This window comes from Propioniciclava flava, from assembly GCF_004126535.1.
Taxonomy (GTDB): domain Bacteria; phylum Actinomycetota; class Actinomycetes; order Propionibacteriales; family Propionibacteriaceae; genus Propioniciclava; species Propioniciclava flava.
In genome coordinates this window covers 27,733-49,651 of record NZ_PPCV01000008.1, presented here as the reverse complement: position 1 = coordinate 49,651, position 21,919 = coordinate 27,733, and the positions used below count along the sequence as shown (strand labels likewise).

Genomic DNA, 21,919 nt, shown 5'->3' with positions numbered 1-21,919 from the left:
CAGCGAGTCACCTTCTCCGACCACGGGAGCATTGCGCACACGATGAACGAGATTGCGGTTTTCGCCGGTACCGCCGGTGTGGAGTTCGCCACTGAGATGTGTGCCGAACTTGGTGTCGAACTCAAGCCGTCGAGGATTCAGCGGTTCGCCAACGACTGCCTCGAAGCGCAGTTGCTCACGAACTGTCGCCAGCGCGACGTGTTCATCGTCCAGCCGCTGGTCGCGCCGGTGCAGGAGAACCTGATGGAACTCCTGCTCATGATCGACGCCGCGCGGGGGGCATCCGCCGGACGCATCACGGCGGTGATGCCGCACTACTCCTACGCGCGTTCCGACAAGAAGGACGCCCCGCGCATCTCCATCGGCGGACGTCTGGTGGCGGATCTGTTGAAGTCCTCGGGCGCCGACCGTGTCTTGACGATGACGCTGCACTCGCCGCAGGTGCAGGCGTTCTTCCGTGTCCCGGTCGATCAGTTGCACGCGCTCAACGAGTTGGCCGAGCACTTCCGTCAAGATGACCTGTCCAACACGATCGTCGTGTCCCCCGATCTGGGTAACGCCAAGACGGCCACCACGTTCTCGCGCATGCTGGGCACGCCCGTCGCGGCGGGCGCCAAGCAGCGATTCGAGAACGATCAGGTGCGCATCACCAGCATGATCGGCGACGTCAAGGGCAAGGACGTCATCGTGCTGGACGACGAGATCGCCAACGGCTCCACCATCTTGGAGGTGCTGCGACTGCTCGCCGATGAGGGCGTCGGGTCGGTCAAGGTCGCCTGCACGCACGGCATTCTGTCCAACGGCGCCGTGCAGCGGATCGCGGCCATCCCGGCGGTCACCGAGATCGTGTGCACGAACACGGTGCCGATCGCCGACGAGAAGCGGGATCCGAAGCTGACCGTCTTGACGGTGGCCCCCGCCTTCGCCAAGGCGATCCACCACATCCACACCGGCGAGTCGGTCAGCGCCCTGTTCAACGCCCCGTGATCCACCGCGCCTGAGCGGGGCGCGCCTCCTCCTACGATGGGGACCATGACGAACGCGTCCCTGGTCCTGGTCGGCAACTCTCAAGGCGGCACCATCAGCGTGCTGCGGCTGGCCGAGGGCGAGCTCACCCCGGTGCAGACCACGTTCGTGGGCCAGGGGTGCGGCACCTTCGCCGTCGACCAGGAGCGCCGCCTGGTGTACGCCGCCACCAGCGCGCCCCGTCCGGCGATTCTGACGCTCACGCTCGAACCGGCGACCGGTGCTCTCAACGAGATCGCCCGCACCGACCTGCCCGACAAGCTCGCCTACCTGAGCCTCACCAGGGGCGGAACCGCCTTGTTGGGGGCGTCCTATCACGGCGGCTGGGGTGCGGTGTGGCCGATCAGCGAGGGGACGCTGGGCGCTGCGACCGGACGCGTCGAGTTCCCCAACGTGCACTGCGTCGTCACGGATCCGGCCGGGCTGAACGCCTACTTCGTCTCCCTGGGGGCGGACCTGATCGCTCAGTACGCCCTGGACGCCGACGCTGGCCTGCGTGCGCTCACGCCGTCCACGGCGGCTGCTCCGCAGGGCTCGGGGCCACGGCACCTCGTCGTGTCCGACGATGCGACGTCGGCGTACCTCGTCACCGAGTTCTCCGGCGAGGTGATGCGCTATGCGCGCGCTGAGGACGGGACGCTCAGCGCCCGCGAGTCCGTCGTGATCGCCGACCCGGCCGCGGGCCTGGCCCACAGCCGGTTCGGGGCCGATCCGGCCGCCGAGCACCTCATCTGGGGAGCTGACCTCCACGTCGCCCGCGGGGGATCGCTGCTGGTGGCGACCGAGCGCACCGCCAGCACCGTGGCCAGCGTCGAACTGGGCGCGGACGGCGTCCTGGGGCAGGTGCTGGCCTATGCCCCCACCCCGAAGCAGCCTCGCGGTTTTGCCGTATCGCCCGACGGCGACCTGGCGGTCATCGCCGGTGAGGCCGCAGACGGCGTCGCCGTGGTTGCTGTTGGGGCGGACGGTTCACTCCAGGTGGGCCAGGAACTCGCCACGGGCGAGGGGCCCAACTGGGTGCGGTTCTTCCGCGCCTGACTCTGCGGTGGGCGCGGACGATCCGAGGGTCACTCCTGGGAGGGTAGTGAAGGCGTGCCGGGTGTGGGGAGGGCGTCGTGCCATTCCCACAGCGAACCGGGGCGTCCGCGCCCGAGCACGACTTTGCGATCGCTGACCCGCAAACCGGTGATCGCGGCAAGGCGGCGGTTGAGATTCCCGCGGTCGGGCGCCGACCCGACGAGGGACTGGGTGATCGCGACGGCCGTCGACACCGGGAACGCCGGGCCGGTGAGGGCACGCGTGAACGCCTCATTGCGCCACAGTCGGTCCACCAGCAGGGGGCGGCCAACGGTGATCATCTGATTGTGGTCGAACGCGAGCGGGGGCACATCGTCGAAGGAGTGCCACTCGACGCCGGGGGTGGCGTCACCGTCCTCGGCGACGGCCCACAGCAGCGCCGACAGGGTCGCCCCGCGCGGGTCGCGCGCCGGTTCGTCGAACACGGTGAGCTGGCCTTGATCGCGCAACGACAACCCCAGCTTGCGTGTGACGGCGCGCACCGCGGCGTCGGCGAGGCGTTCGCCTTCCCACAGCGTCACGCCGGGGAGGGCGAGGCGTCCGGCATAGGGCTGCGTCACGCGACGGACGACGGCGAACTCGACGTCGCGCGTCGCGGGGTTGAAGCGCAGGGTCAAGGCGTCGACCGAGACGTTCGAGGTCGGTGGGCGGTCCATGGCGTCCTTGCTGTGAACGGGGGCTGGCTCGGTCCACACTAGCCCGCTCACCCCTTGCGCGTGGTTACTGCTGGGGTCACGGTGGAGGTGGCCGATAGTCTGGGTCAAACGGAAAGGTGGATTTCCCATGTCGCTGTTCTCTGGGGTGGAGCAGGCCCCGCCGGATGCCATCCTCGGGCTGACCGAGCAGTTCAAGGCCGATACCAACCCGCGCAAGGTGAACTTGGGCGTGGGGGTCTACCAGGACGCCAACGGCAAGCTCCCCCTCCTGCGCTGCGTGGAGGCGGCCGAGCAGCGGATGGTGGCCACGCCGACGGCGAAGGGCTACCAGGCCATTGATGGTCTGCCCACCTACGACACCGAGGTCAAGGAACTGGTGTTCGGGGCGGGTTCGCCGCTGCTGGCGGCCGGGCGGGTCATCACCGCGCAGGCCCTCGGCGGGACGGGTGCGCTGAAGCTGGGCGCCGATCTGCTGCGCCAGGTCTCCCCGGAGGCGAAGGTGCTCATCTCGAACCCGAGTTGGGAGAACCATCAGGCGCTGTTCACCCGCGCCGGGTTCACCGTGGAGAAGTACCGCTACTACGACGCGCAAACCAAGGGCGTCGACGTGGACGGCATGATTGCCGATCTGCGGGCGGCGGCGCCGGGCACCATCGTCGTGCTGCACGCCTGCTGCCATAACCCGACGGGCTACGACCTCGCCCCGGCCGACTGGCAGCGCGTCATCGACGCTGTCGTCGACGGCCACCTGACCGCATTCCTCGACATGGCCTATCAGGGGTTCGCGCAAGGCATCGAGGAGGACGGCGCCGTCGTGCGCGCCTTCGCCGAGCGCGTCGGCTCGTTCCTGGTGTCCACCTCGTTCAGCAAGAGCTTCTCGCTGTACGGGGAGCGGGTCGGGGCGCTGTCGGTGGTGTGTGCGGACGCCGCCGAGGCCGCCCGCGTCCTGTCGCAACTCAAGATCGTGATCCGCACCAACTACTCCAACCCGCCCACGCACGGTGCCGCCATCGTGGAGACGGTGCTGGGGGATCCCGAACTGCGTGCCCAGTGGGTCGAGGAACTTGGTCAGATGCGGGATCGCATCAAGCAGATGCGCACCGCACTGGTGGAGGGCCTGGTCGCTGCGGGTGTGCAGGGGCGGGAGTACATCACCGATCAGGTCGGCATGTTCAGCTTCTCTGGCCTGACCAAGGAACAGATGCAGCGGTTGCGCTCCGAGTACGCGGTGTACGGCACCGACACGGGCCGGATCTGTGTCGCCGCCCTGAACGAGGGCAACATCGCTTATGTGAGCGAGTCGATCGCGGCTGTCCTGAAGGACTGAACCACCGCACGCACAGGGACCCCGCGGGCTTCAGGCCTGCGGGGTCCTTGGCGCGTGGGGGAAATCCTCGACGGCGTTGCGGAAGGCGGCCACGATCAGGTCGGCGGCGTGGGCGTCGGTGAAGGAGGCTGTGTTGACGGTGAGGTCGAACAGCCCTGATTGCGTGGGATCCCAGCGGTACAGGCGCCGTGCCAGATCCGCGCGGACGCGATCCTCGCGCTCCTGGCGTCGGCGGGCCTGCTCCAGCGAGATCCCTGTGGTGGCGGACGCGTAGGCGACCCGCGACTCCACCGGACCGGTGAGTTTCACGTGCAGGGCCTGCGGCTCGCGCTGCAGGATCTTCGTGGCGTTGCGCCCGACGATGACGGCACCCTCGGCGGCCAGCCACAGCAGCGACTCGGTGTTCTCGGTGACGATCTCGTGATCGGTTCGGGAGGCCAGATCCCACACCAGGTCGGCATCGGTCGGCATCGGGGTGAACGAACGAAGGAACCGTTCGAAGAAGTTCGCCTCCACGGCATCGCGCTGAGCAGCCGCCTCGAACGTCTCCGAACTGATCGACTGGCCGATGAACGGGATACCGAGGCGGTCTGCGACCTGCTGGCCGATGGCCTCCGCGCCGGCCCCGTACTCCTCGAAGATCGTCACCAGGGGGACGTCGAGTAGCTGCTGCGGGCTCCCGGCCCCGGCGCAGGCGGCCGGGTGAAGGGTGTACTGGGCGGCGTCGCCGTCGCCGTGGCGGCTCACGATCCCCATGTCGACGAACATGGACACGGCATGCGCGACCCCCTCGGCTGACAGCCCCGGATCTGCGGCGGTCGCGTCGGCGACGATGACGGACAGCGGGAGCGGTTCAGCGCTCTCGGCCAGGCACAGCACCACCGCCCGCCGCACGGGCGTCATGCGTTCGTTGCGGGCGCGAAGACGCTGGGAGGTGTCGCTGAGGAGGCGGTCGACGTCCATGCCTCAGGCTAACCCGAGGAACTCTTCCAACGTCAACGACGGGTCGGACGTGAACGCCGCGCTTACCTCGGTGCCCACCCACCGCAGATGCCAGGACTCCCAGGCGTAGCCCGTGATCGCGGTCTTGCCGAGGGGATAGCGGACGATGAAGCCGTGCGTCGTGGCGTGCGTGGCCAGCCACGCTGCTTGGGGTGTTTGAGCGAAGGCGGAGCCCCGATTGGTGCCGTCCCAGGCGTCGAGCGCCAGCCCTGTTTGGTGTTCGGAGGCACCCGGTTCGGCGTAGTAACGTCGCGCGGTCTCCTCGGGGTAGGTGCGCAGTGCCCGCTCGAAGCTGGCCCGCTGGTCGGCGTAGGTGCGATAGCCGGAGCGGAGACTGAGCGCGAGCCCGTCCGCCTGGGCGGCAGCAACCAACGCGGCGAAGCCGGCTGCCGCGTCCGGATGGATGCCGTCGGGGCGCTGCGCCCAGGGAGGTACGTAGGCCGCGGAGACTCGGTGGGCGGGGCTGACGACGACGATCCCGTCCACGGCGTACGGCGTGTCGAGGCCGTCCCCGGTGCGTTCGTCGGGGGGTGGCGCTGCGGGGGTGGGCGTGGGGGACGCGGGCGGATCGGAGGGGCTGTCGACGGGATCGGTGGCCGTCGCATCGGGGGTGCTGGCGGGGTGGAGGGTGCTGCTACAGCCCGTGAGCAGCATCACACCCCCGGCCGCCAGGAATGCTCGCCGTTTCACCGGGCAAGTCTATGGGCGCCCCGTTTACTACCGAGCGTCGTAGTAATGTCATGGTTATGACCGACCTCGTTGATCGCCCCGCGGACGCCGCTCGACCAGGCCACCCGGGGGGTCACCCCGGGGCTCGCGGTGGTCACCCCGGCGGGCATCCGGGCGGCCACCCCCATTCGGCGCCGTCGCGGCGCCACCTCGACTTCGACTCGGCCCCCTTCATCGCCATCTGGGAGACCACGCAAGCCTGCGACCTGGCCTGCAAGCACTGCCGTGCCAGCGCTCAGCCGCTGCGTGACGACCGCGAACTGACCACCGCTGAAGCCAAGGCGATGATGAAGCGGCTGCGCGAGTTCGGCCCCATCGTGTTCGTGTTCTCCGGCGGTGACTGCTTCAAGCGTCCCGACATCGTCGAACTCGTCGAGTACGGCGCCAACCTGGGCATGCGGATGGGCATCACGCCGGCCACCACATCGTTGGCCACCAAAGAACTGCTGATCCAGTTGCGTGACGTCGGCCTGACCCGTGTGGCGATTTCCCTGGACGGCTCGAATGCCGCGATCCACGACGAGTTCCGCCAAGTCAAGGGCTCTTTCGATCATGGGCTGCGGATCCTGCGCGAAGCCCAGGAGGTTGGCCTGTCCACTCAGGTCAACACGGTGATCCGCAAGGCCAACATCGACGACATGCACGCCATGACCGAACTGATGACCACGCTCGGTGTCGTGTTCTGGGAGGTGTTCTTCCTGGTGCCGATGGGCCGGGCGAAAGCCGAGGATGTGGCGTCGGCTGACGAGTTCGAGTCGGTGTTCCACCAGCTCTACGACCTGTCCAAGACGGCCCCCTTCGACATCAAGGCCACGGCGGCGCCGCAGTACTCCCGTGTCGTCATGCAGCGCAAGCGCGCCGAGGTCCGCGAGGGCGCCGACGAGGACGTCAGCGAGGTCATGACGCGGGGCATGCACTACTCGCAATCCGATGGCATCGGGCGTGCCCGCAACGTCAACGACGGCGACGGGTTCGTGTTCATCTCCCACGTCGGGGACGTCTACCCCTCCGGCTTCCTTCCGGTGGCGGCGGGCAACATCCGCGACGACGACATCATCGAGATCTACCGCAACTCGCCGGTGTTCCAGGCGCTACGCGATCGCACGCAACTCAAGGGCAAGTGCGGGGTGTGCGGCTACCGGGACGCCTGCGGCGGTTCCCGGGCGCGCGCCTACGCCATGACGGGGGACTACCTCGCCGAAGAGCCGTTCTGCGCGCACGTGCCCAAGCGAGAGCCGCTGATCCCCAGCCCGGCACCGCGCACGGTACTGCCGTTGCACCCGCTCCAACCCTGACGCCGTCCGTCCCGACGGAGCGGGCGAGTCCGCGTCGCGCATGACGGATTGTGCATCCAGGCCCGCGTCTGCGGGAGGGCCGGGCCGTGCGGCCTAGCGGCGGGTGGCGTGACGCGGGGGCGTCCGATCGCAGGGAGGCGGTAACGGTGTCTGCGGGACGGGAGAGCCGAGGATCGTGTCGAGGATCCCGACGAGGCGGTCCGCTGGCATGACGCCGTCGCTGCCGACGCGGCGTCCTTCGAAATAGCTGTTGCGCCCCTCATGGACGACGGGCCCGCCGTCATAAATGGTGACGCGGCCGTCCTTCATGGCGCGATGCCACGGCGAGCTTGGCGTGAACGGCCAGCGTCCGGGGAACACGAGCGGCCCCAACAGCCGAAGGCGATCCCGGCCGCCGCGAATGTCCCAGAAGTGCTGCAGGTGATCGAAGCCGGGGTCGGCCCCGAACACGCCCCCGATGGAGACGGCGCTGACCGGGACGCCCAGCAGCGACAGCAAGGATGCCGCCCCGACGGCCATCTGACCGCCGCCACTGAAACCGACCAACGTCACCGGGACGCCGCTGCCCGGAACGTAGCCGTGCTCGCGCAGGGCGTCCCAGATCGCCAAGGACAAGCCCGCGTTGAACGTCGGCCCGTAGCGAGGATCGGCGGAGACGAGTACCTGGAGCACGTTGCGCAGGTTGATGAGGTAGGGCGCGACGCTTTCGCGGTGGCGGTAGCGGCGCTTGTCGAGCCACGTCCACATCCCTGAGGTGGCTCGTTGCAGGAGGCTGCGGTCGTTGGCCGCGTAGGGGAACACTTCGGCGATGACGCGCACCTGCGGCAGGTCTTTCTGCACGCGATGCCACACGGCCTGCTCCCGCAGCGAGATGCCTTCGCCGTCGACGACGCCGATCCCGGACAGATACACCACGTAGCGCTCCGGCTGGGGGCTGGCGCCTGGGGCGTCGGTGGTGGCGGGTGGCGTGGAGGGCTGCTTGGTGGTGAGGGCCAGAGTGCGGCGGGTTTGGACGGATCCCTGCGAGGACCACCAGCGCAGCGATTCCAGCGGTGCGAGGAGAGCGAACGCCACCAGCAGGGCGACCAGGCCGCCGAGGAGCCACCCGATCATGCGCGCTCTCCTGTTGCGGGGGCGGAGGCTCCCGGGAGGGGGTGTTCGGAGGCCGACACCGGAACGAACGGGCCGCTGGTCAAGATGTTGGCGCCCGTCACGATCATGGGTTCGCCGGTTGCCAGCGTCCACAGCCGTGAGGACACCCAGCCGAGGGGGGCCGCCAGGACGCGGGCGAGTACCTGCATCAGCAACCAGCCCGAGCCTGTGATCAGCAGCGCCAACCAGCCGGGCAGGGTGTACGCGGCCGCGAGGAGGACGAAGAGCACCAGGAACGACCACAGTTCGAGGACGCGAGCCAAGCCGAGCCCGACGAACGGCACGAAGGTGAGGGCGTTGAACACGTGGGGCGCTAAGGAGAGCAGGAACACCGTGAGGATCGTCACCAACGGCAGGGGGCGCCGAGTGACCGCGAGGGCGACGCCCCACGTCACGACCGCGTCCAGAAGGCGAAAACCGATGAGCAAGGCTAAGGCGAGGCTGCCGGAGATGACGGCGCGTAGGCCGCGCACCCGGTTGAGGAAGAGCACGCCGCTTTGTCCGAGCCCGATGGAGAGCAAGGCCAGCGCGGCCACGCCCACCGACGACCAGAACAAGTCGATGCTGCCGAGCCGGTCGGTGATGTCGGCTTCGCGCCACAGCACGTCACCGACCAATTGCCATGACGCGACCAGCGCGCCCCAGATATCGGGCACCACCCTCCTATCGTCTCATCCCGGGCAGGCCCAGTCAGAGCGGAAGCTGGGGTGACACACAGCGTGCCCATAGGAAACGGGCGGAATCTGGCCCCATGACGCCGACCAGCACCGCTGCGGTCCTTCGACCCGCCCGGGAGGACCACCTCGCGCGGCTCCGGTTTCCTGCCCTGGGCGCCGTGGTGACGCTCACCACTCCCGCCGCTGTCGCGCCGACGGTGGAGGCCGCGATCAGGGGCGTCTTTCAGGACGCCGACCAGCGCTTCAGCCCGTGGCGCCGTGGCGGGGAGGCGCAGCGGGTGGCTTGTGGGGCACTGTCGGCCCGGGACGCCTCACCGGAGTTTCGAGCCGTCTACGACCTGGCCACCGCCTGGCGCTTCCGGACGCGCAACGCGTGGACGCCCCGGCGTCGGGACGGTCGTCTCGATCTGGCGGGGCTGGCACGGTTTCTGGCGTTCGAGGAAGCAAGCGGACTCCTCACCCGGAGAAGGCAACGGTGAGGCGCCTCTGGGCCACCGTGGCGGGATGCGAGCGCTCGTCACGGTGAGGGCGCCGTGGCACGGGCAGGGTGCGACCCTCTCCCTGCGCCCCACAGTGGACGGTTCGGCCGGGACGCTGCGCCAGTTCAGCGTCCTGGCCCCCGACACGGTGACGGCCGGAATGTGGGCGACGGCCATTCTTGCGGGCGGTGTCGACACCTTGCAGTTGCCCGCAACCCAGCAGCACGTCGATGTGCTCGGGTGCGGTGTGGGCGGCGAGGTGCGGAGCACGCCAGCCTTCCGCAGCGTCCCGCCAGCCGCATGATGCGGGGGCGCGGATCAGGATGCAGACCCGCGCGTCTTTCGGTGGGAAGGACGATGGCCGCCCCCTATAGGGGCGGCCATCGCGAACTGTGATGGGCGGAGCGCTCAGAGGTAGGCGTCCAGCGCCTTGAGGATGGCGCCCTTGGAACGCGCCCCCACGATCTGCGTGGCGACCTGGCCGTCGACGAACAACTGCAGCGTCGGGATGCTCATGATCCCGTACTGCGTGGGGACGGCAGTGTTGTCGTTGGTGTCGAGCTTCACGAAGGTGATCTTGTCGCCGTGCTCGGCGGCCAACTCTTCGATGATCGGCGCGATCTGCTTGCAGGGGGTGCACCAGTCGGCCCAGTAGTCCACCAGGACGGGCTTGGAGGACTTCAGCACGTCCTGATCGAACGAGGCGTCGGTGACGGCGGGGACAGCGCCCATGATTCTCACTCCTTGTGTGGTGCCGCGCCCCCACGGGGAGCGCGCGCTCTGATCGATCGGTTCGGTCACATCCTAAACGCCCGCACTGACGCCGTTCTTCCCGGGCGAGCGGTGCCGAGCGGGCGTGATCTCGGCGTCGCAGGGGGTGGCGTGGCGGGGCGCCGCGATTAGGCTCCTGGCATGGAGTGGATGCAGATCGGCGAGGTCGCCCGCCGGACGGGGCTCACGACGCGGACGCTGCGGCACTATGACGCGCTCGGCCTGCTGATCCCCAGCGGACGCAGCGGCGGTGACTACCGGCAATACACCCTCGACGATGTGCGCCGCCTCCTGGCCATCCAGCACCTCAAGTCGCTGGGCCTCGGGCTCACCGAGATCGCTGCAGCGCTGACGGACGGCCTCGACCCCCAGACCACGCTGCGGGAGCACATCGAGGCCGTGGAAGAGCGGATCGCCGCCGAGCAGGCGCTCCTGCAGCGCCTTCATGCCTTGCAGGCGGCCTCGCACGACGACTGGGACGACGTGCTGGCCGCCGTCGAACTGAGCGAACGCGTCCGGCACCCCGACGGAGTCGTGCGGTTCCGAGCGGCACTGGAGTTCCCCGACGCGATCACCACCGACGACCTCATCGACCTGTTGCGCGGTGACCCCGAGCCCGGCGTCCGCGAAGCGGCCACGTGGGCCTTGGTGCGGCGCGGCGAAACGGCCTTGTCTGCACTCGTGGCGCACCTGGCGGACCCGGACCCCGGCGTCCGGACGCAGATGACGCACGCCCTGGGCAAGTTGCGCGACCCGCGGGCCGTGGACGCGCTGGCGTCCCTGCTGGAGGATCCCGTGCCGGAGGTCGCCGCGAAGGCGGCCCACGCGCTGGGGCAACTCGGTGGTGCGAGGGCGTCCGCGGCGCTGGCGGCGGTGCTCGGGCGTGGCTCGGCTTCTCAGCGGGGCGCGACGGTAACAGCCGTGGGCGGGCTCGGTGCGGACGCATTCTCGCCCGTCGTTGCGGCCCTTGGCGCCCCCGGATCCGCCACCCGCGCGGACGCCGCCGAAGCGCTGGGCCTGCTGGAAGACCCGCGCGCGGCCGACGCCCTGATCGCGGCCACCCGTGACGACGACGAAGAGGTGCGCGTCGCAGCGCTCATGGCACTGGCGTCCCTGCCCGCCACCACCCCGATCATGGATGCGTTCGGTGCGGCAACGCTTCTGGGGGGACGTAGCGGTGCTGTGGCCACCACGCTCCTGGCACGGACCGCACCGAGGGCCGAGGGCTCTGGTCCTCGCGAGTAGAGGTGACCGCACGGCGACGGCCCCGCGTCCTAGCTCAGGACGCGGGACCGTCGGTCGCGATGGCGGGCTCGTGAATCAGGCCCGGACCAGCCTCGTCACGGTAACCGTGATGCGCGGGTCGGCATCCGAGCGGAACCCCTCCAGGGCGGGTGCGGCGTCGGGGCCGAACTGACCCAAGGCGGCGACGGCGGCCAGGCGCACATCGGCATCCGGGTCGGACGCCAGCCCAGCCAGGGCGTCCGTCGCGGTGATCGCGTCGGCGCCGAGGTGGCCCAGGGCGTCGGCGGCGTGCTCGCGCACGTCGCGCTCCGGGGAGCCCAGCGCCTCGATCAGGGCGGGGACGGCCGCCTCACCGAAGCGCGCGAACGCGCCGGTCAGCGCGTCACGCTGGAGGGCGTCACCGTCGCCGAGCCTGCTCGCCAGCACCGTGAGGGCCTCGGGGCGGCCGGTGTTCGCGACGGCCCGGTAGGCCTTGATCGCGACATCGGCGTGCTCGTCGGCGACCAGCGGGGCCAGCGCCTCGAAGTGCGCGGGATCGCCGACCTTGCTCAGGACGTGGGCGCCGGTGCGGCGCGTGTCCGCCTCGTCAGCGGTCAGCATCCCCAGCACCTGCGGCAGCGCCGTGACGATGTGCTGCACGGTCGCCCAGGTGAGGTCCTCGCGGACGCAGGAGTCGGCTTCGGTCGCCAGGCGCTCCACCAGCGCGGACGCGGTGGTGCCGCTGGGATCCTGCTCGCGGCCCAGCGCGAGCGCCGCATGCCGACGGTTGGTGCCGTCGATGTCGGAGAGCTGGGTGATGAGTTGATCAATGGTGTTCGTCATGATGATGTGACCTCCTAAGCCTGAACCATAAGGATTGACGCGACGTCAAGGTCAAATGGCCTTGTCGGAGCGGCGTTGGCCTGCGTGGGTGCCGACTCCTCGGACGCGGAGATGCCCCAGCCGATGGGTGGGACGCGGAGACGCCCCCGCCGGAATCTCCGGTGGGGGCGTCCGCGGCCGCAGATGCGGGGGATCAGAGGTTCGCCAGCGCGGCGGCCAGGCCCTCGGCGGCGGTGACGTCGCCCAACGAGGCCAGGTAACGCTCGGCGTCCAAAGCGGCGGCGCAGCCGGTGCCCGCCGCAGTGATCGCCTGCCGGTACGTGTGATCGACCAGGTCACCCGCGGCGAACACGCCCGGCAAGTTGGTCTCCTGCGAACCCGGCTTGACGAGCACGTAGCCGGCGTCGTCCAGATCGACCTGGCCACGAACCAGCGCCGAGCGCGGATCGTGCCCGATGGCGACGAACACGCCCTGCACGGGGAGTTCGGTCGTCTCGTCGGTCTTCACGTTGCGCACGGTGATCGAGCTGACCGTGTTGTCGCCGTTGATGGTCTCCACCACGGAATCCCACACGATCGAGATCTTCGGGTCGGCTTCGGCGCGGGCGGCCATGATCTTGCTGGCGCGCAACGCGTCGCGGCGGACGATCATGGTGACCGTCTCACCGAACCGGCTCAGGAACGTGGCCTCCTCGACGGCGGAGTCGCCGCCACCGATCACCGCGATGCCCTTGTTGCGGAAGAAGAAACCGTCGCAGGTCGCGCACCACGAGACGCCCTTGCCAGACAGCCGGTCCTCACCCGGGACGCCGAGGCGGCGGTACCCCGACCCCATCGCCAAGATGACGGCCTTCGCGCGGTACTCATCGCCATTGGCGTCCTTGACGACCTTGATCGGGCCGGTCAGATCCACCTCGACGACATCCTCTTCGACGAGTTCGGCGCCGAAGCGCTCCGCCTGTGCGCGCATGTTCATCATCAGGTCGGGGCCCATGATGCCCTCGGGGAAGCCGGGGAAGTTCTCGACCTCGGTCGTGTTCATCAGCGCACCGCCAGCCTCGACGGCCCCGGTGAACAGCAGTGGGGCCAGGTTGGCGCGCGCGGTGTAGACCGCTGCGGTGTAGCCGGTAGGGCCGGAGCCGATGATGATGACTTCGCGGACGTCGCTCATGACTGTGTTCCTCAAACTGGGTGGTGCGGCCAGATTAGCGGCCTCACCCCTACAACCACGCGAGGCCTGGGGGCATTCCCTGCGACCACGCGGGGTGGTTGGGCACTCCCCGCTGAGGGAGCCGAGCCGATACAGTCAGCCCGTCTGGACGCCCGCGTCCCGCCACCCCACGTCAGCCCGTTGATGAGCGCACGCCTCGCGCTCCCCGTCCGGCGGTCAGGAGAGCACCGATGAGCGACCAGCAGTACTGGCAACGCCCCACGCCGTCCCCCCAAGGGTGGGCAGCCGCCGCAGCAGCCGCCTGCCCCGCAGCAGCCCTCCCCGCAGCAGGGCAATGGTGCATCCGGAGGCTGGCCTGGCCAGCAACCTCCCGCCTGGGGGCAACCCGAATCAGGCCAGGGGCGGCCCCAGGGCGGTCAGCCGTGGGGCCAGCAGCCGCCCGGCGGTCAACCGCAGGCCAGCCAGGGGTGGACGCCAGGAGGCCAGGCGTGGTCGGGGCCGGGCGCGCCCGCCACGGGGCCCGTGCCGGGCGGCTCATGGCCTCCGCCTCCACCCCCGCGCCGGGGCGGAGGAAACGCCGCGCTCGTGATCATCGTCGTCGTCGGTGTGCTCGTCGCGGCCCTCGGAATCTTCTTCATCGTCATGGCACCTCGGGGAGGTTCCCTTCCGACGCCCACTGCGACGACACGGATCCCCAGCGTGCCGCGCACGCCGCCACCCACCGACGAGCCCACCGTGGGCCCGCTGCCCACCAGCGGAGCCGGCAAGGTAGCGACGCCCTTCGACGGCCAGGTCGCGCCGGCCAAGGTCAACGGGTGGACCGTGCTCCCATCGGCCTCAGACAAGGACGGCGTGGTCTATCAGGCCGCCACCGGGAGCCGTCTGCAAATGATCCTGGCCTCGACCTCCAGCGAGCCAGACATGGCGACAGCGAGGGGGAGCTTGAAGGATGCCACGGAGCGCCGCCAAGGCACCGTGGTGTGCGGCACGATGTCGCTGGGTGTCATGGTTCAGTGCTTCATCGACACGCCTCGCTACGGGCTCTTGGAGGCGGCCACGCTGGACAACTCCAACCTGGAGGGACTGGCCCAGTTCAGCGAAGCGCTCGCGGACGCCGTCGCCTAAGGGTCACGGGGTGACGCTGATCTCCGCGATCGTCCCCTGGTAGTTCGTTCCCGAACGGGGCAGGGTCGTCAGATACACCAGCACGTAGCGGGTGGTCACCGTGCGCGGCAGGTGCAGTTGAACGTGCCCGGTGGACGGCTGGAACGTGGTCACCTGGCGCCACGACGAGAGGGAGTCCATCGGCGGTTCTGCCGCGTCGGCTTGGTTGGGGACACGGATCTCTCCGCCGGTGGGGGCGTCCCCCAACGTCAGGACCACCCACGACACTGGCTTGGGCTCGCCGAGGTCGACGATAATTCCAGCACCCGGTTTGCGACCGTTGAAGGTGGCGGAGCGGCCATAGCGTTCGGTCGTCCAGACGGTCGCCGTGTTCCCGTCCACGGTCAACGGGGCCAGATCGGGGTTCTCGCGCCCGTCGCCCCCGTCCGCCTGGGGGTCGAAATCGCGGGCTCCGACGAGGACGTAGGCCGCCTGCGGTGCGGGTGGCAGGGCCGACTGGCGGTTGTACTGATTGACGAAGACCCCGACCAGGCCGACGATCAGCGACAGCACGAACAGGCACGCCAGAACGACGACCCAGCGGCGTGACGGGTCCTCCGATGGGGCCTGCTCGGAGACCTTGAACTGCGGGGCTGGCGGGGGGATCGGCGTGAACGCCTGCCCAGGGACGCTGGCGCTCTCCTCTACGTCGGCCCACAAGGCGTTGGTGGCTTCGTCACTCGGCTGTGCCCAGGGGGAGGCGGGCACCGCGTCCTCGCGGTGGTGCAGCGCACCGGTGGGCTCGCCGAGATCGTCCTCGACCGGCTCATCGCCCGCCGACGGGCGTGACCCGTACACCGGGGGACGCGACGCGACACCGGGCTGCGCCGGGACATCCTGGCTCACGCTCAGCCGCGTCGCGCTCGCCGGTGCATTGGGGGCCGCCGGGGGAGCAAGCGGCGCAGGGGTGCTGGGCGGGAGCCGCACCAGTTCGATCGGGCCCTGGAGGCGCTGCTCCAGCAGATAGGCCGCGTCCGCGCCGCCCAGGATCGCCGACAGGGCTTCGGCGACGTCCATGGCGGTCGTGAGGGGGGTGGCGCTGCCGAGGGAGGAGCGAGCCAGGATCCGATCGGCAATATCGGACACCTCCACCGAAACCCGGGTCGAGGAGGCTGCAGCAGAGACGGGACGGCCGAACCTGTCGGTCGCTGCCGCGCGTAACCCGTAGTGGGCGGGGCCCGGCCAGCGTCCGGTCAAGGTGGCGTACAGGAGTTCACCCAGCCCGGTCACATCGCGGCTCTCGGGATCGATCCCGTCCTCGGTGTCGGGATGCAGGGCGTGCTCGACGAGGAAGCCGACGATCTTCGGGTTCCCCGTGGCGGTGATGATGACGGTGTCGGGGTTCAGCGCCCGGTGGTAGAGGCCCTGGTCGTGCATGCCCGCCAGACCAGAAGCCAACTCCCGCACCAGCCAGGCCGCCTCCAGGTCCGACAGCGGCCCGTCACGCAACAGCAACTCCAGCGAGCGGCCAGGGGCGTACTCGCACACCACATAGCTGCCCTCGCCCGTCTCGTCCAAGACGGCATCCCAGACGCGCAGGAACCGGTTGTCGATGGCGGGGGCGGCCCGGCGTGCCTGGTCGAGAACGTCGAGGGCTCGCGGGTCGTTCGCGTCGAGAATGTGGAGCAGCACCGGCCGCCCCAGCTTCAGGTCGAACGCACGCCAGGTGACGGTCGAGCCGCGGCGGCTGAGCGGCTCATCGAGCCGATAGCGGCCATCCAGCAACTCCCCGGGTGTGTTGCGCGGATCGAAATCGGGAACCCCGGTCGCGGGGAGGGAGGGATCCGGGTAGGCGAGCATGACGCCGTCGCGCTCGCCGCTCGGCTCGGCGTCCCCAGGGTGGGCGTCGCCCGTCGCGTCCGGTGCAACGCCGGAGCGGCGGCTCAGGATGGCGAGCAACTGGGTGGCCTCGGGAATGTGCATGAGCCGGGCCATCCCGAAGAAGGCGGCACCGGCCACCACCACCGATCCGGCGAGCCCGGCCAGGGTGACCAGCAGGGAGGCGTCGCGGGTCCACCATGAGACCGCGCCGCCCACGATGGCACCCGGTAAGACGGCCAGGAACAGTTGCGTCAGGAGCCGGACGAGGGGGGCAGCCGACAACATGGGGAGTTGCTTGCGCAGCGTCACATGGGTCAACCAGGCGCCGACGAGGTAGGAGAACGCATAGGCCAGCGCCAGGCGGGGCGCGACGGTGGTGGGGTCATCCGACACATTCGCGGCGATGAACGCGGCCACGATGTTGGCTGCCGTGATGGCGGCCTGGAGGAGGAACGGCGTGCGGGTGTTCTCCAGTGCGTAGAAGCCCCGCAGGTACACGTACTGGATCGTGTAGGGGACCAGGCCGAGCGCGAAGGCCATCAGCGTCCACCCGAGGAAAGGCCAGGTATCGGCGTTGGCGCCGTGGCCGAACGCGATCCGCATGAACGGCAGACCCAAGACGAGGAAAGCGACGGCAGCGGGGACGAGGAAGGTGAGCGCTAGGCGCATCGTCCGCATGGTTTCCGCGGCGACGCCGCCCAGGTCGTGCGCCGCCGCCAGACGGGACGCCGAGGGCAGCATCGCGGTCGCGAGCGCCACCGTCAGGAGGGAGTGGGGGAGGATCCACACGAGGTAGGCGGTGCTGTAGGAGGTCAGGCCTGCGCCCGGACCGGCCTGTTGGGCCGTGGCGGTGCTGAGCAGGTTCGTGACGACCACCTGCCCCAGCGTGGTGAGCAAGACGTAGCCGAGCATCCACTTGGCCAGGTGGAACGTTTCGCCCAGCCCTTGCCCGCGCAGGTCGAACCGGGGCCGGAACGTCAGCCCGGTGGCGCGCAGGCTGGGGATCAGGACGGCGGTCTGCACGACGATGCCGAGCGTCGATCCGAGGCCGAGCAGGAGCACCTGCTGGTCGGTGAAAGCCTGGCTGGGGTTGGTGCTGGTGCCCCACAAGCTCAGGTAGAGCCCGAGGACGATGATGGCGACCACGTTGTTGACGATGGGCGCCCACATCATCGGGCCGAAGCGGTCGCGGGCGTTGAGCACCTGCCCCAGAAGGAAGAACACTCCGAAGAAGAACAACTGCGGCATCGTCAGGGTCGCCATGAAGACGAGTTGGTGCCACAGCGGTGCCATCGGCTCCGAGCGCCACAGGCTGTTGCTCCACAGGCTCAGCACCTGGGGGGTGAAGATCGTTGCCAGGATGGTTACGGCGGCCAGCAGCACGACGAACGCGGTGATGATGCGATTGATGAAGGCCTCGCCGCCGTCGTCGTCTTGGTGCGTGTGACGCACGATCTGGGGCACGAGCACGGTGTTGAGGGCGCCGCCCGCGAACAGCATGTACAACGAGTTCGGGACGAGTGTCGCCAGCGAGAAGGCGTCCGCTTGGGGCGATGCGGACCCGAGCGCGATCACGAGCAGGCCGGCGCGCAGGAACCCCAGCACCCGGCTGACCATGGTGCCGGACGCCATCACCGCGGTGGCGTTGAGGAGCCGTCGTGACGCCGACGGGGCGGCCGGATCAGCCATCGCTGAGGGCCTTTTGCCGCGCGCGGACCTGGCGGATGCGCAGGGCTGTGGTCAACACGAGCACGACCCCGGACACGATGACCAGCACCCACCCGATGGTGCCGACGTCGCTGGTGTCCACGGTGATGGTGGTGTCGGGGGTCAACTGCTCACCGGTCAGGGACTCCAGGTGCACGCGAGCGGTCACCACTCCGGCGCCGGATGCTGACGCGGCCAGCGTGACCGTGTTGGACGCCCCCGGGTTCACCGTCACCGGGTCGGGTTCAGCGAACCGGATCCGCTGAGGGTTGTCGGTCGACACCACCACGCGCACGGTGGCGGGGTCGGTGAGGTGGTTGGTGACGGTGACGGGGAAGTCGCTGGTGGCGCCCGTCATCGAGAACCGAGGGATGGCGTCGAGGCTGACGGGGGCGCCGCCCGTGCTGGCGATGCGCTCCTCAATCGCGGCGAACCAGGCTTCTTGCCGGGCGGCGTCGTCGCTCCACCACAAGGACGCCCCACGGGCGACCTGCGCATCTGCGATGTCGCCGATCTTCGAGGTGGGGGACATCGCCCCGTACGCCCGTAGCTCCTGTCCCAGGCGGGTGAGCGTCGCGCGGACGTCGGGCGTCACCACGCCGGTGCGGGCCTGATTGGACGGCGTCCATGCGCCAGGGGCTGCGGACAGAACGGACGAGACGGGCGCCCGGGGGAAGGCTCGTGGCGGGTCCACGTCGGCTCCCAGATCGGCCTCGGTGCGGATCCAGCGGATCTGCCCCCCAGTCGCCTGTGCGACGGCAGCCAACGTGTTGCGTCGATTCAGGGGGGTGTCGGGCAGTAGCGCGCTCGGCGCGAGGGTGGGCTGGTCGACCTCCGCGACCGTGACACCAGACGTGGCGTTGACGGTTTGCGGAGGGCGGATGCCGAGAGCGAACACGGTGCGTCCCAGACCGGCAACGTCGCGCAGCGTGGTCTCGTCGGGGGAGACCAGCAGCAGGCCCGAGTCGGAGGCGCGCGCGTCCACGTCATTCCCAGCGGTCACCGCGTCCGCCTGCAGTTCGGGGAAGGGGGAGGCGTCGGCGGAGGAGAGGTCGGGGGTGCCGAAGAGCCCGCTGATGCCGCGCGCCGGGTCGAGCGTCGCGAACTGGTCCAGCCACGCCTGCGCGGCGGCGGCACCCGTCCCTTCGACGCGGTCAGGGCCGACCCGATAGCCGTCGGCCATGTCGCGTACTTCGACGAGCAGGCTGGGGTCGATGTACCAGTCGGTGGCGCGGGTGAGTGCTGCGGTCAGCAACGTGTGCAGGCGTCCGGTCGACAGTTCCTCGGCGAGGCTCTCGTCAGGGAAGAGGTTCTGCTTGATCTGGTGGGGGCGGCTCGACAGTTCCACCACGGAGGCGATGGGGATGGTCCCGGAGGGCACCGTGGCCAGCGTGCGGGGTGTAGCGAGGGTGCGCAGGGCGGGCTCGTTCACCAGGCGGGCGGTGACGTCGACGCCCACCCAATAGGAGGCGGCCGGGGCGAGCCCGAGTTCGGCGGGGGTGGCCTCGACGGCGAAGGTGCTCGACTGACCGGGGTCGAGGGTCGCGTTGCCGGTCGTCAGCGCAAGGGTGGCGGACGGGACGCGGCTGAGTTGCCCGTCGGTGGTGGTCTTTTCCGTGAGGGCTTTCGTGACGGCGTCACGGGAGGCGAGGGGGGCGCGGGAGCGCCATAGTTGTACCGACAAGGACCGCAGCGACACGGTGCCGGTGTTGGTGAGGTTCCCGGCGAGGCGGAGCTTTCCGTCGATCAACTCGGCTTGAGTGAGGCTCACGGTGGCCAGGGGGTCGGCGGCCTGGGCGGTCGGTCCGAGGATCACCGTCGCCACCACAAGCACCAGGCCCATCAACGCCCCGAAGAATCGGCGGCGGGGTGGCCCGGGCCGGTTCGCAGTCACCGCCCCATCGTAGGCCGCTAAGCTCAATCCCCGTGGCTTCCCTCTCCGTAGACCAGCGCCAGGCGCTTGAGGATGCCGTGGCGGCGACCCCGACCATCCGGCGTGTTGCGGACGCTTTCGCGGCGTCCGGCTACGACCTGCACCTCGTCGGGGGGCCGGTGCGCGACGCGCTCATGGGGCGCGGGGTGCACGATCTGGACTTCACGACGAACGCTCGCCCTGACGCTATCGAGTCAATCCTGTCGTCGCTGACTCCGGCGACGTGGGACATCGGTCGCGCATTCGGGACGATCGGCGCTTCCTTCCACGACGACGTGGTCGAGGTGACCACCTACCGTGCCGATTCCTACGATCCGTCATCGCGGAAGCCGACGGTGGAGTTCGGCGACGATCTGACCGCCGACCTGGTGCGTCGCGACTTCACCGTGAACGCGATGGCGCTCTCCGTCGTCACGGGCGCCTTCGCCGACCCGCACGGCGGCCTGGAGGACTTGGCCGATCACGTGCTGCGGACGCCGTCCCCGCCGGAGGTGTCCTTTGGGGACGATCCGTTGCGGATGATGCGGGCAGCCCGGTTCACGAGCCAACTGCGGTTCATCCCTGTTCCTGAGGTCGTGGCCGCGATGACGGAGATGGCCGATCGCATCCAGATCATCTCCGCAGAGCGGGTTCGCGACGAGTTGTCGCGGCTGCTGCTGTCGGACGCGCCACGGGAGGGCCTCGACCTTCTGGTGCGCACTGGCTTGGCCGACCATGTTGTGCCGGAACTTTCTGCTCTCGTGCGTGAGGTCGACGAGCACGGTCGCCACAAGGACATCTATCAGCACACGTTGACGGTGCTGGAGCAGTCGATTGCCTTGGAGAAGGCTCGCGGCCATGCGCCCGACCTGGTGGGGCGGCTCGCGGCCGTTCTGCACGATGTGGGCAAACCGGCCACGAAACGGTTCGAGGGCGGCGGCAAAGTCTCGTTCCACCACCACGACGTGGTGGGCGCGAAAATGGCCAAGAAGCGACTCACCGCGCTGCGGTATCCGACCGACGACATCAAAGCAGTGGCGAAGCTCGTGGAGCTTCACCTGCGCTTCCACGGTTACGCCGACGCCGACTGGACGGACGCGGCGGTGCGCCGCTACGTCCGCGATGCGGGGGATCAGCTGGAGCGCCTTCACATTCTCACCCGCGCCGATTGCACCACCCGCAATCAGCGCAAGGCGAACCGATTGCGCACGGCCTACGAACAACTCGAATGGCGTATCGACCAGTTGGCGGCCCAGGAAGAGCTGGACGCCATGCGTCCCGACCTCGACGGCACGCAGATCATGGAGATTCTCGGCATCAAGCCTGGACGCGTCGTTGGACAGGCCTACGCATTCTTGCTGGAGCGCCGCATGGACGAGGGCCCGTTGGGCCCCGAACGCGCCCGGGAAGAACTACTCGCCTGGTGGGCTGCCCGCCCAGAATCGACACCGCCACATTCCTGATCGGCGAAATTCGTCGGGATGAACCGGTAGGGTCATTCTCGAATCCCGACGAAAGGAAGACCGTGAAGGCTGATCCGATTCTCGAGGTCATTTCGAGCCGCCGCCCAGAAGGTGTCGTTGTCTATTCTCTGACGCGCAAGAAGCGACGCTCCATCCTGGTGGCGCTTGTCGATGAGATCGTCTCCGGTGGGGCGCTCGACACGACCATGGACATTGCGGATGCCGTCAGCACGCGCCACGTCCTCGTTGCCGATGGTCGGCACGGGACGATCTTGGGCGTCCGTGGCGATCAGGTCGTGGAGGAACTGCCGGTTCCGGGATGACAGCCCTCGTGGAAGCTGTCATTCACGGAGGTGGACGTCGGCAAGGACCGCTACACCAAGACCGCGCGGATCGACGGCTGAGCCGTCGGCGCGGATGCGC

At 69.3% G+C, this 21,919-nt stretch carries 20 protein-coding genes; 10 read left to right on the top strand and 10 right to left on the bottom strand.

The window, feature by feature from the left end; translation table 11 throughout:
* The first annotated feature begins 42 nt into the window (after positions 1 to 42).
* A complete protein-coding gene (locus C1706_RS11475; RefSeq protein ID WP_129459386.1) occupies positions 43 to 987 on the top strand; it encodes a ribose-phosphate diphosphokinase in 945 nt (314 codons plus the stop codon).
* Positions 988 to 1,032: 45 nt separating this feature from the next.
* Positions 1,033 to 2,064, top strand: coding sequence for a lactonase family protein (locus C1706_RS11470; protein WP_164987536.1), 1,032 nt, complete (start codon positions 1,033 to 1,035; stop codon positions 2,062 to 2,064).
* A gap of 29 nt (positions 2,065 to 2,093) precedes the next feature.
* Here the strand turns inward: C1706_RS11470 and C1706_RS11465 are convergent, their stop codons facing one another.
* Entirely contained in the window at positions 2,094 to 2,759 is a 666-nt protein-coding gene (locus C1706_RS11465; protein WP_129459384.1) for an NUDIX hydrolase, read from the bottom strand.
* Between the two features lie 127 nt (positions 2,760 to 2,886).
* On the opposite strand from C1706_RS11465, the gene C1706_RS11460 reads away from it, so the two are divergent.
* On the top strand, positions 2,887 to 4,086 hold the full coding sequence (locus C1706_RS11460) for an amino acid aminotransferase (RefSeq protein WP_129459383.1): 1,200 nt from the start codon (positions 2,887 to 2,889) through the stop codon (positions 4,084 to 4,086).
* A 30-nt stretch (positions 4,087 to 4,116) separates the two neighbouring features.
* Here the strand turns inward: C1706_RS11460 and C1706_RS11455 are convergent, their stop codons facing one another.
* Both C1706_RS11455 and C1706_RS11450 read right to left on the bottom strand, forming a co-directional pair.
* Entirely contained in the window at positions 4,117 to 5,049 is a 933-nt protein-coding gene (locus C1706_RS11455) for a cytidylate kinase family protein (RefSeq protein WP_129459382.1), read from the bottom strand.
* Positions 5,050 to 5,052: 3 nt separating this feature from the next.
* Positions 5,053 to 5,778: a M15 family metallopeptidase gene (locus tag C1706_RS11450; protein WP_129459381.1), complete on the bottom strand. Its 726-nt coding sequence runs from the start codon at positions 5,776 to 5,778 to the stop codon at positions 5,053 to 5,055.
* Between the two features lie 56 nt (positions 5,779 to 5,834).
* On the opposite strand from C1706_RS11450, the gene C1706_RS11445 reads away from it, so the two are divergent.
* On the top strand, positions 5,835 to 7,112 hold the full coding sequence (locus C1706_RS11445) for a TIGR04053 family radical SAM/SPASM domain-containing protein (RefSeq protein WP_129459380.1): 1,278 nt from the start codon (positions 5,835 to 5,837) through the stop codon (positions 7,110 to 7,112).
* A gap of 93 nt (positions 7,113 to 7,205) precedes the next feature.
* On the opposite strand, the gene C1706_RS11440 is transcribed toward C1706_RS11445, so the two are convergent.
* Positions 7,206 to 8,225 carry a hypothetical protein gene (locus C1706_RS11440; RefSeq protein ID WP_129459379.1) on the bottom strand — a complete coding sequence of 340 codons (1,020 nt, stop codon included), beginning with the start codon at positions 8,223 to 8,225 and terminating at the stop codon, positions 7,206 to 7,208.
* A complete protein-coding gene (locus tag C1706_RS11435; protein ID WP_164987535.1) occupies positions 8,222 to 8,923 on the bottom strand; it encodes a hypothetical protein in 702 nt (233 codons plus the stop codon). The genes C1706_RS11440 and C1706_RS11435 overlap by 4 nt, the downstream gene beginning before the upstream one ends.
* Positions 8,924 to 9,015: 92 nt before the next feature.
* On the opposite strand from C1706_RS11435, the gene C1706_RS11430 reads away from it, so the two are divergent.
* Together C1706_RS11430 and C1706_RS11425 are read left to right on the top strand one after the other, a co-directional pair.
* A complete protein-coding gene (locus C1706_RS11430; RefSeq protein WP_129459377.1) occupies positions 9,016 to 9,420 on the top strand; it encodes a hypothetical protein in 405 nt (134 codons plus the stop codon).
* A 25-nt stretch (positions 9,421 to 9,445) separates the two neighbouring features.
* Complete coding sequence (locus tag C1706_RS11425) at positions 9,446 to 9,724, top strand: hypothetical protein (RefSeq protein ID WP_129459376.1); 279 nt, start codon at positions 9,446 to 9,448, stop codon at positions 9,722 to 9,724.
* Positions 9,725 to 9,828: 104 nt separating this feature from the next.
* Here C1706_RS11425 and trxA read toward each other — a convergent pair whose 3' ends face one another.
* Positions 9,829 to 10,152: a thioredoxin gene (trxA, locus tag C1706_RS11420; protein WP_180316864.1), complete on the bottom strand. Its 324-nt coding sequence runs from the start codon at positions 10,150 to 10,152 to the stop codon at positions 9,829 to 9,831.
* 180 nt (positions 10,153 to 10,332) lie between these two features.
* Here trxA and C1706_RS11415 point away from each other — a divergent pair, with 180 nt between their 5' ends.
* A complete protein-coding gene (locus tag C1706_RS11415) occupies positions 10,333 to 11,436 on the top strand; it encodes a MerR family transcriptional regulator (protein ID WP_129459375.1) in 1,104 nt (367 codons plus the stop codon).
* Positions 11,437 to 11,511: 75 nt separating this feature from the next.
* Here C1706_RS11415 and C1706_RS11410 read toward each other — a convergent pair whose 3' ends face one another.
* Both C1706_RS11410 and trxB read right to left on the bottom strand, forming a co-directional pair.
* Entirely contained in the window at positions 11,512 to 12,258 is a 747-nt protein-coding gene (locus C1706_RS11410; RefSeq protein ID WP_129459374.1) for a HEAT repeat domain-containing protein, read from the bottom strand.
* A gap of 193 nt (positions 12,259 to 12,451) precedes the next feature.
* On the bottom strand, positions 12,452 to 13,429 hold the full coding sequence (trxB, locus tag C1706_RS11405) for a thioredoxin-disulfide reductase (RefSeq protein ID WP_129459373.1): 978 nt from the start codon (positions 13,427 to 13,429) through the stop codon (positions 12,452 to 12,454).
* A 585-nt stretch (positions 13,430 to 14,014) separates the two neighbouring features.
* Between trxB and C1706_RS11400 the strand changes: the two genes are divergently transcribed.
* Complete coding sequence (locus tag C1706_RS11400; RefSeq protein ID WP_129459372.1) at positions 14,015 to 14,554, top strand: hypothetical protein; 540 nt, start codon at positions 14,015 to 14,017, stop codon at positions 14,552 to 14,554.
* Positions 14,555 to 14,557: 3 nt separating this feature from the next.
* Here C1706_RS11400 and murJ read toward each other — a convergent pair whose 3' ends face one another.
* Both murJ and C1706_RS11390 read right to left on the bottom strand, forming a co-directional pair.
* On the bottom strand, positions 14,558 to 18,103 hold the full coding sequence (murJ, locus tag C1706_RS11395) for a murein biosynthesis integral membrane protein MurJ (protein WP_129459371.1): 3,546 nt from the start codon (positions 18,101 to 18,103) through the stop codon (positions 14,558 to 14,560).
* Positions 18,096 to 20,015, bottom strand: a complete 1,920-nt coding sequence (locus C1706_RS11390; RefSeq protein WP_129459370.1) for a DUF6049 family protein — start codon at positions 20,013 to 20,015, stop codon at positions 18,096 to 18,098. Before C1706_RS11390 ends, murJ begins: the two co-directional genes overlap by 8 nt.
* A 32-nt stretch (positions 20,016 to 20,047) precedes the next feature.
* Between C1706_RS11390 and C1706_RS11385 the strand changes: the two genes are divergently transcribed.
* Positions 20,048 to 21,496, top strand: coding sequence for a CCA tRNA nucleotidyltransferase (locus C1706_RS11385; RefSeq protein ID WP_129459369.1), 1,449 nt, complete (start codon positions 20,048 to 20,050; stop codon positions 21,494 to 21,496).
* A 62-nt stretch (positions 21,497 to 21,558) separates the two neighbouring features.
* Positions 21,559 to 21,819: a hypothetical protein gene (locus C1706_RS11380; RefSeq protein WP_129459368.1), complete on the top strand. Its 261-nt coding sequence runs from the start codon at positions 21,559 to 21,561 to the stop codon at positions 21,817 to 21,819.
* The last annotated feature ends 100 nt before the right edge of the window (positions 21,820 to 21,919 follow it).

What these genes read in the sequence shown, in the direction of transcription:
- C1706_RS11475 (WP_129459386.1), top strand. Translation starts at nt 43, where the DNA reads ATGAACGAGATTGCGGTTTTCGCCGGTACCGCCGGTGTGGAGTTCGCC.
- C1706_RS11410 (WP_129459374.1), bottom strand. Translation starts at nt 12,258, where the DNA reads ATGACGAACACCATTGATCAACTCATCACCCAGCTCTCCGACATCGAC.
- C1706_RS11460 (WP_129459383.1), top strand. Translation starts at nt 2,887, where the DNA reads ATGTCGCTGTTCTCTGGGGTGGAGCAGGCCCCGCCGGATGCCATCCTC.
- C1706_RS11445 (WP_129459380.1), top strand. Translation starts at nt 5,835, where the DNA reads ATGACCGACCTCGTTGATCGCCCCGCGGACGCCGCTCGACCAGGCCAC.
- trxB (WP_129459373.1), bottom strand. Translation starts at nt 13,429, where the DNA reads ATGAGCGACGTCCGCGAAGTCATCATCATCGGCTCCGGCCCTACCGGC.
- C1706_RS11430 (WP_129459377.1), top strand. Translation starts at nt 9,016, where the DNA reads ATGACGCCGACCAGCACCGCTGCGGTCCTTCGACCCGCCCGGGAGGAC.
- C1706_RS11415 (WP_129459375.1), top strand. Translation starts at nt 10,333, where the DNA reads ATGGAGTGGATGCAGATCGGCGAGGTCGCCCGCCGGACGGGGCTCACG.
- C1706_RS11425 (WP_129459376.1), top strand. Translation starts at nt 9,446, where the DNA reads ATGCGAGCGCTCGTCACGGTGAGGGCGCCGTGGCACGGGCAGGGTGCG.
- C1706_RS11465 (WP_129459384.1), bottom strand. Translation starts at nt 2,759, where the DNA reads ATGGACCGCCCACCGACCTCGAACGTCTCGGTCGACGCCTTGACCCTG.
- murJ (WP_129459371.1), bottom strand. Translation starts at nt 18,103, where the DNA reads ATGGCTGATCCGGCCGCCCCGTCGGCGTCACGACGGCTCCTCAACGCC.
- C1706_RS11455 (WP_129459382.1), bottom strand. Translation starts at nt 5,049, where the DNA reads ATGGACGTCGACCGCCTCCTCAGCGACACCTCCCAGCGTCTTCGCGCC.
- C1706_RS11440 (WP_129459379.1), bottom strand. Translation starts at nt 8,225, where the DNA reads ATGATCGGGTGGCTCCTCGGCGGCCTGGTCGCCCTGCTGGTGGCGTTC.
- trxA (WP_180316864.1), bottom strand. Translation starts at nt 10,152, where the DNA reads ATGGGCGCTGTCCCCGCCGTCACCGACGCCTCGTTCGATCAGGACGTG.
- C1706_RS11470 (WP_164987536.1), top strand. Translation starts at nt 1,033, where the DNA reads ATGACGAACGCGTCCCTGGTCCTGGTCGGCAACTCTCAAGGCGGCACC.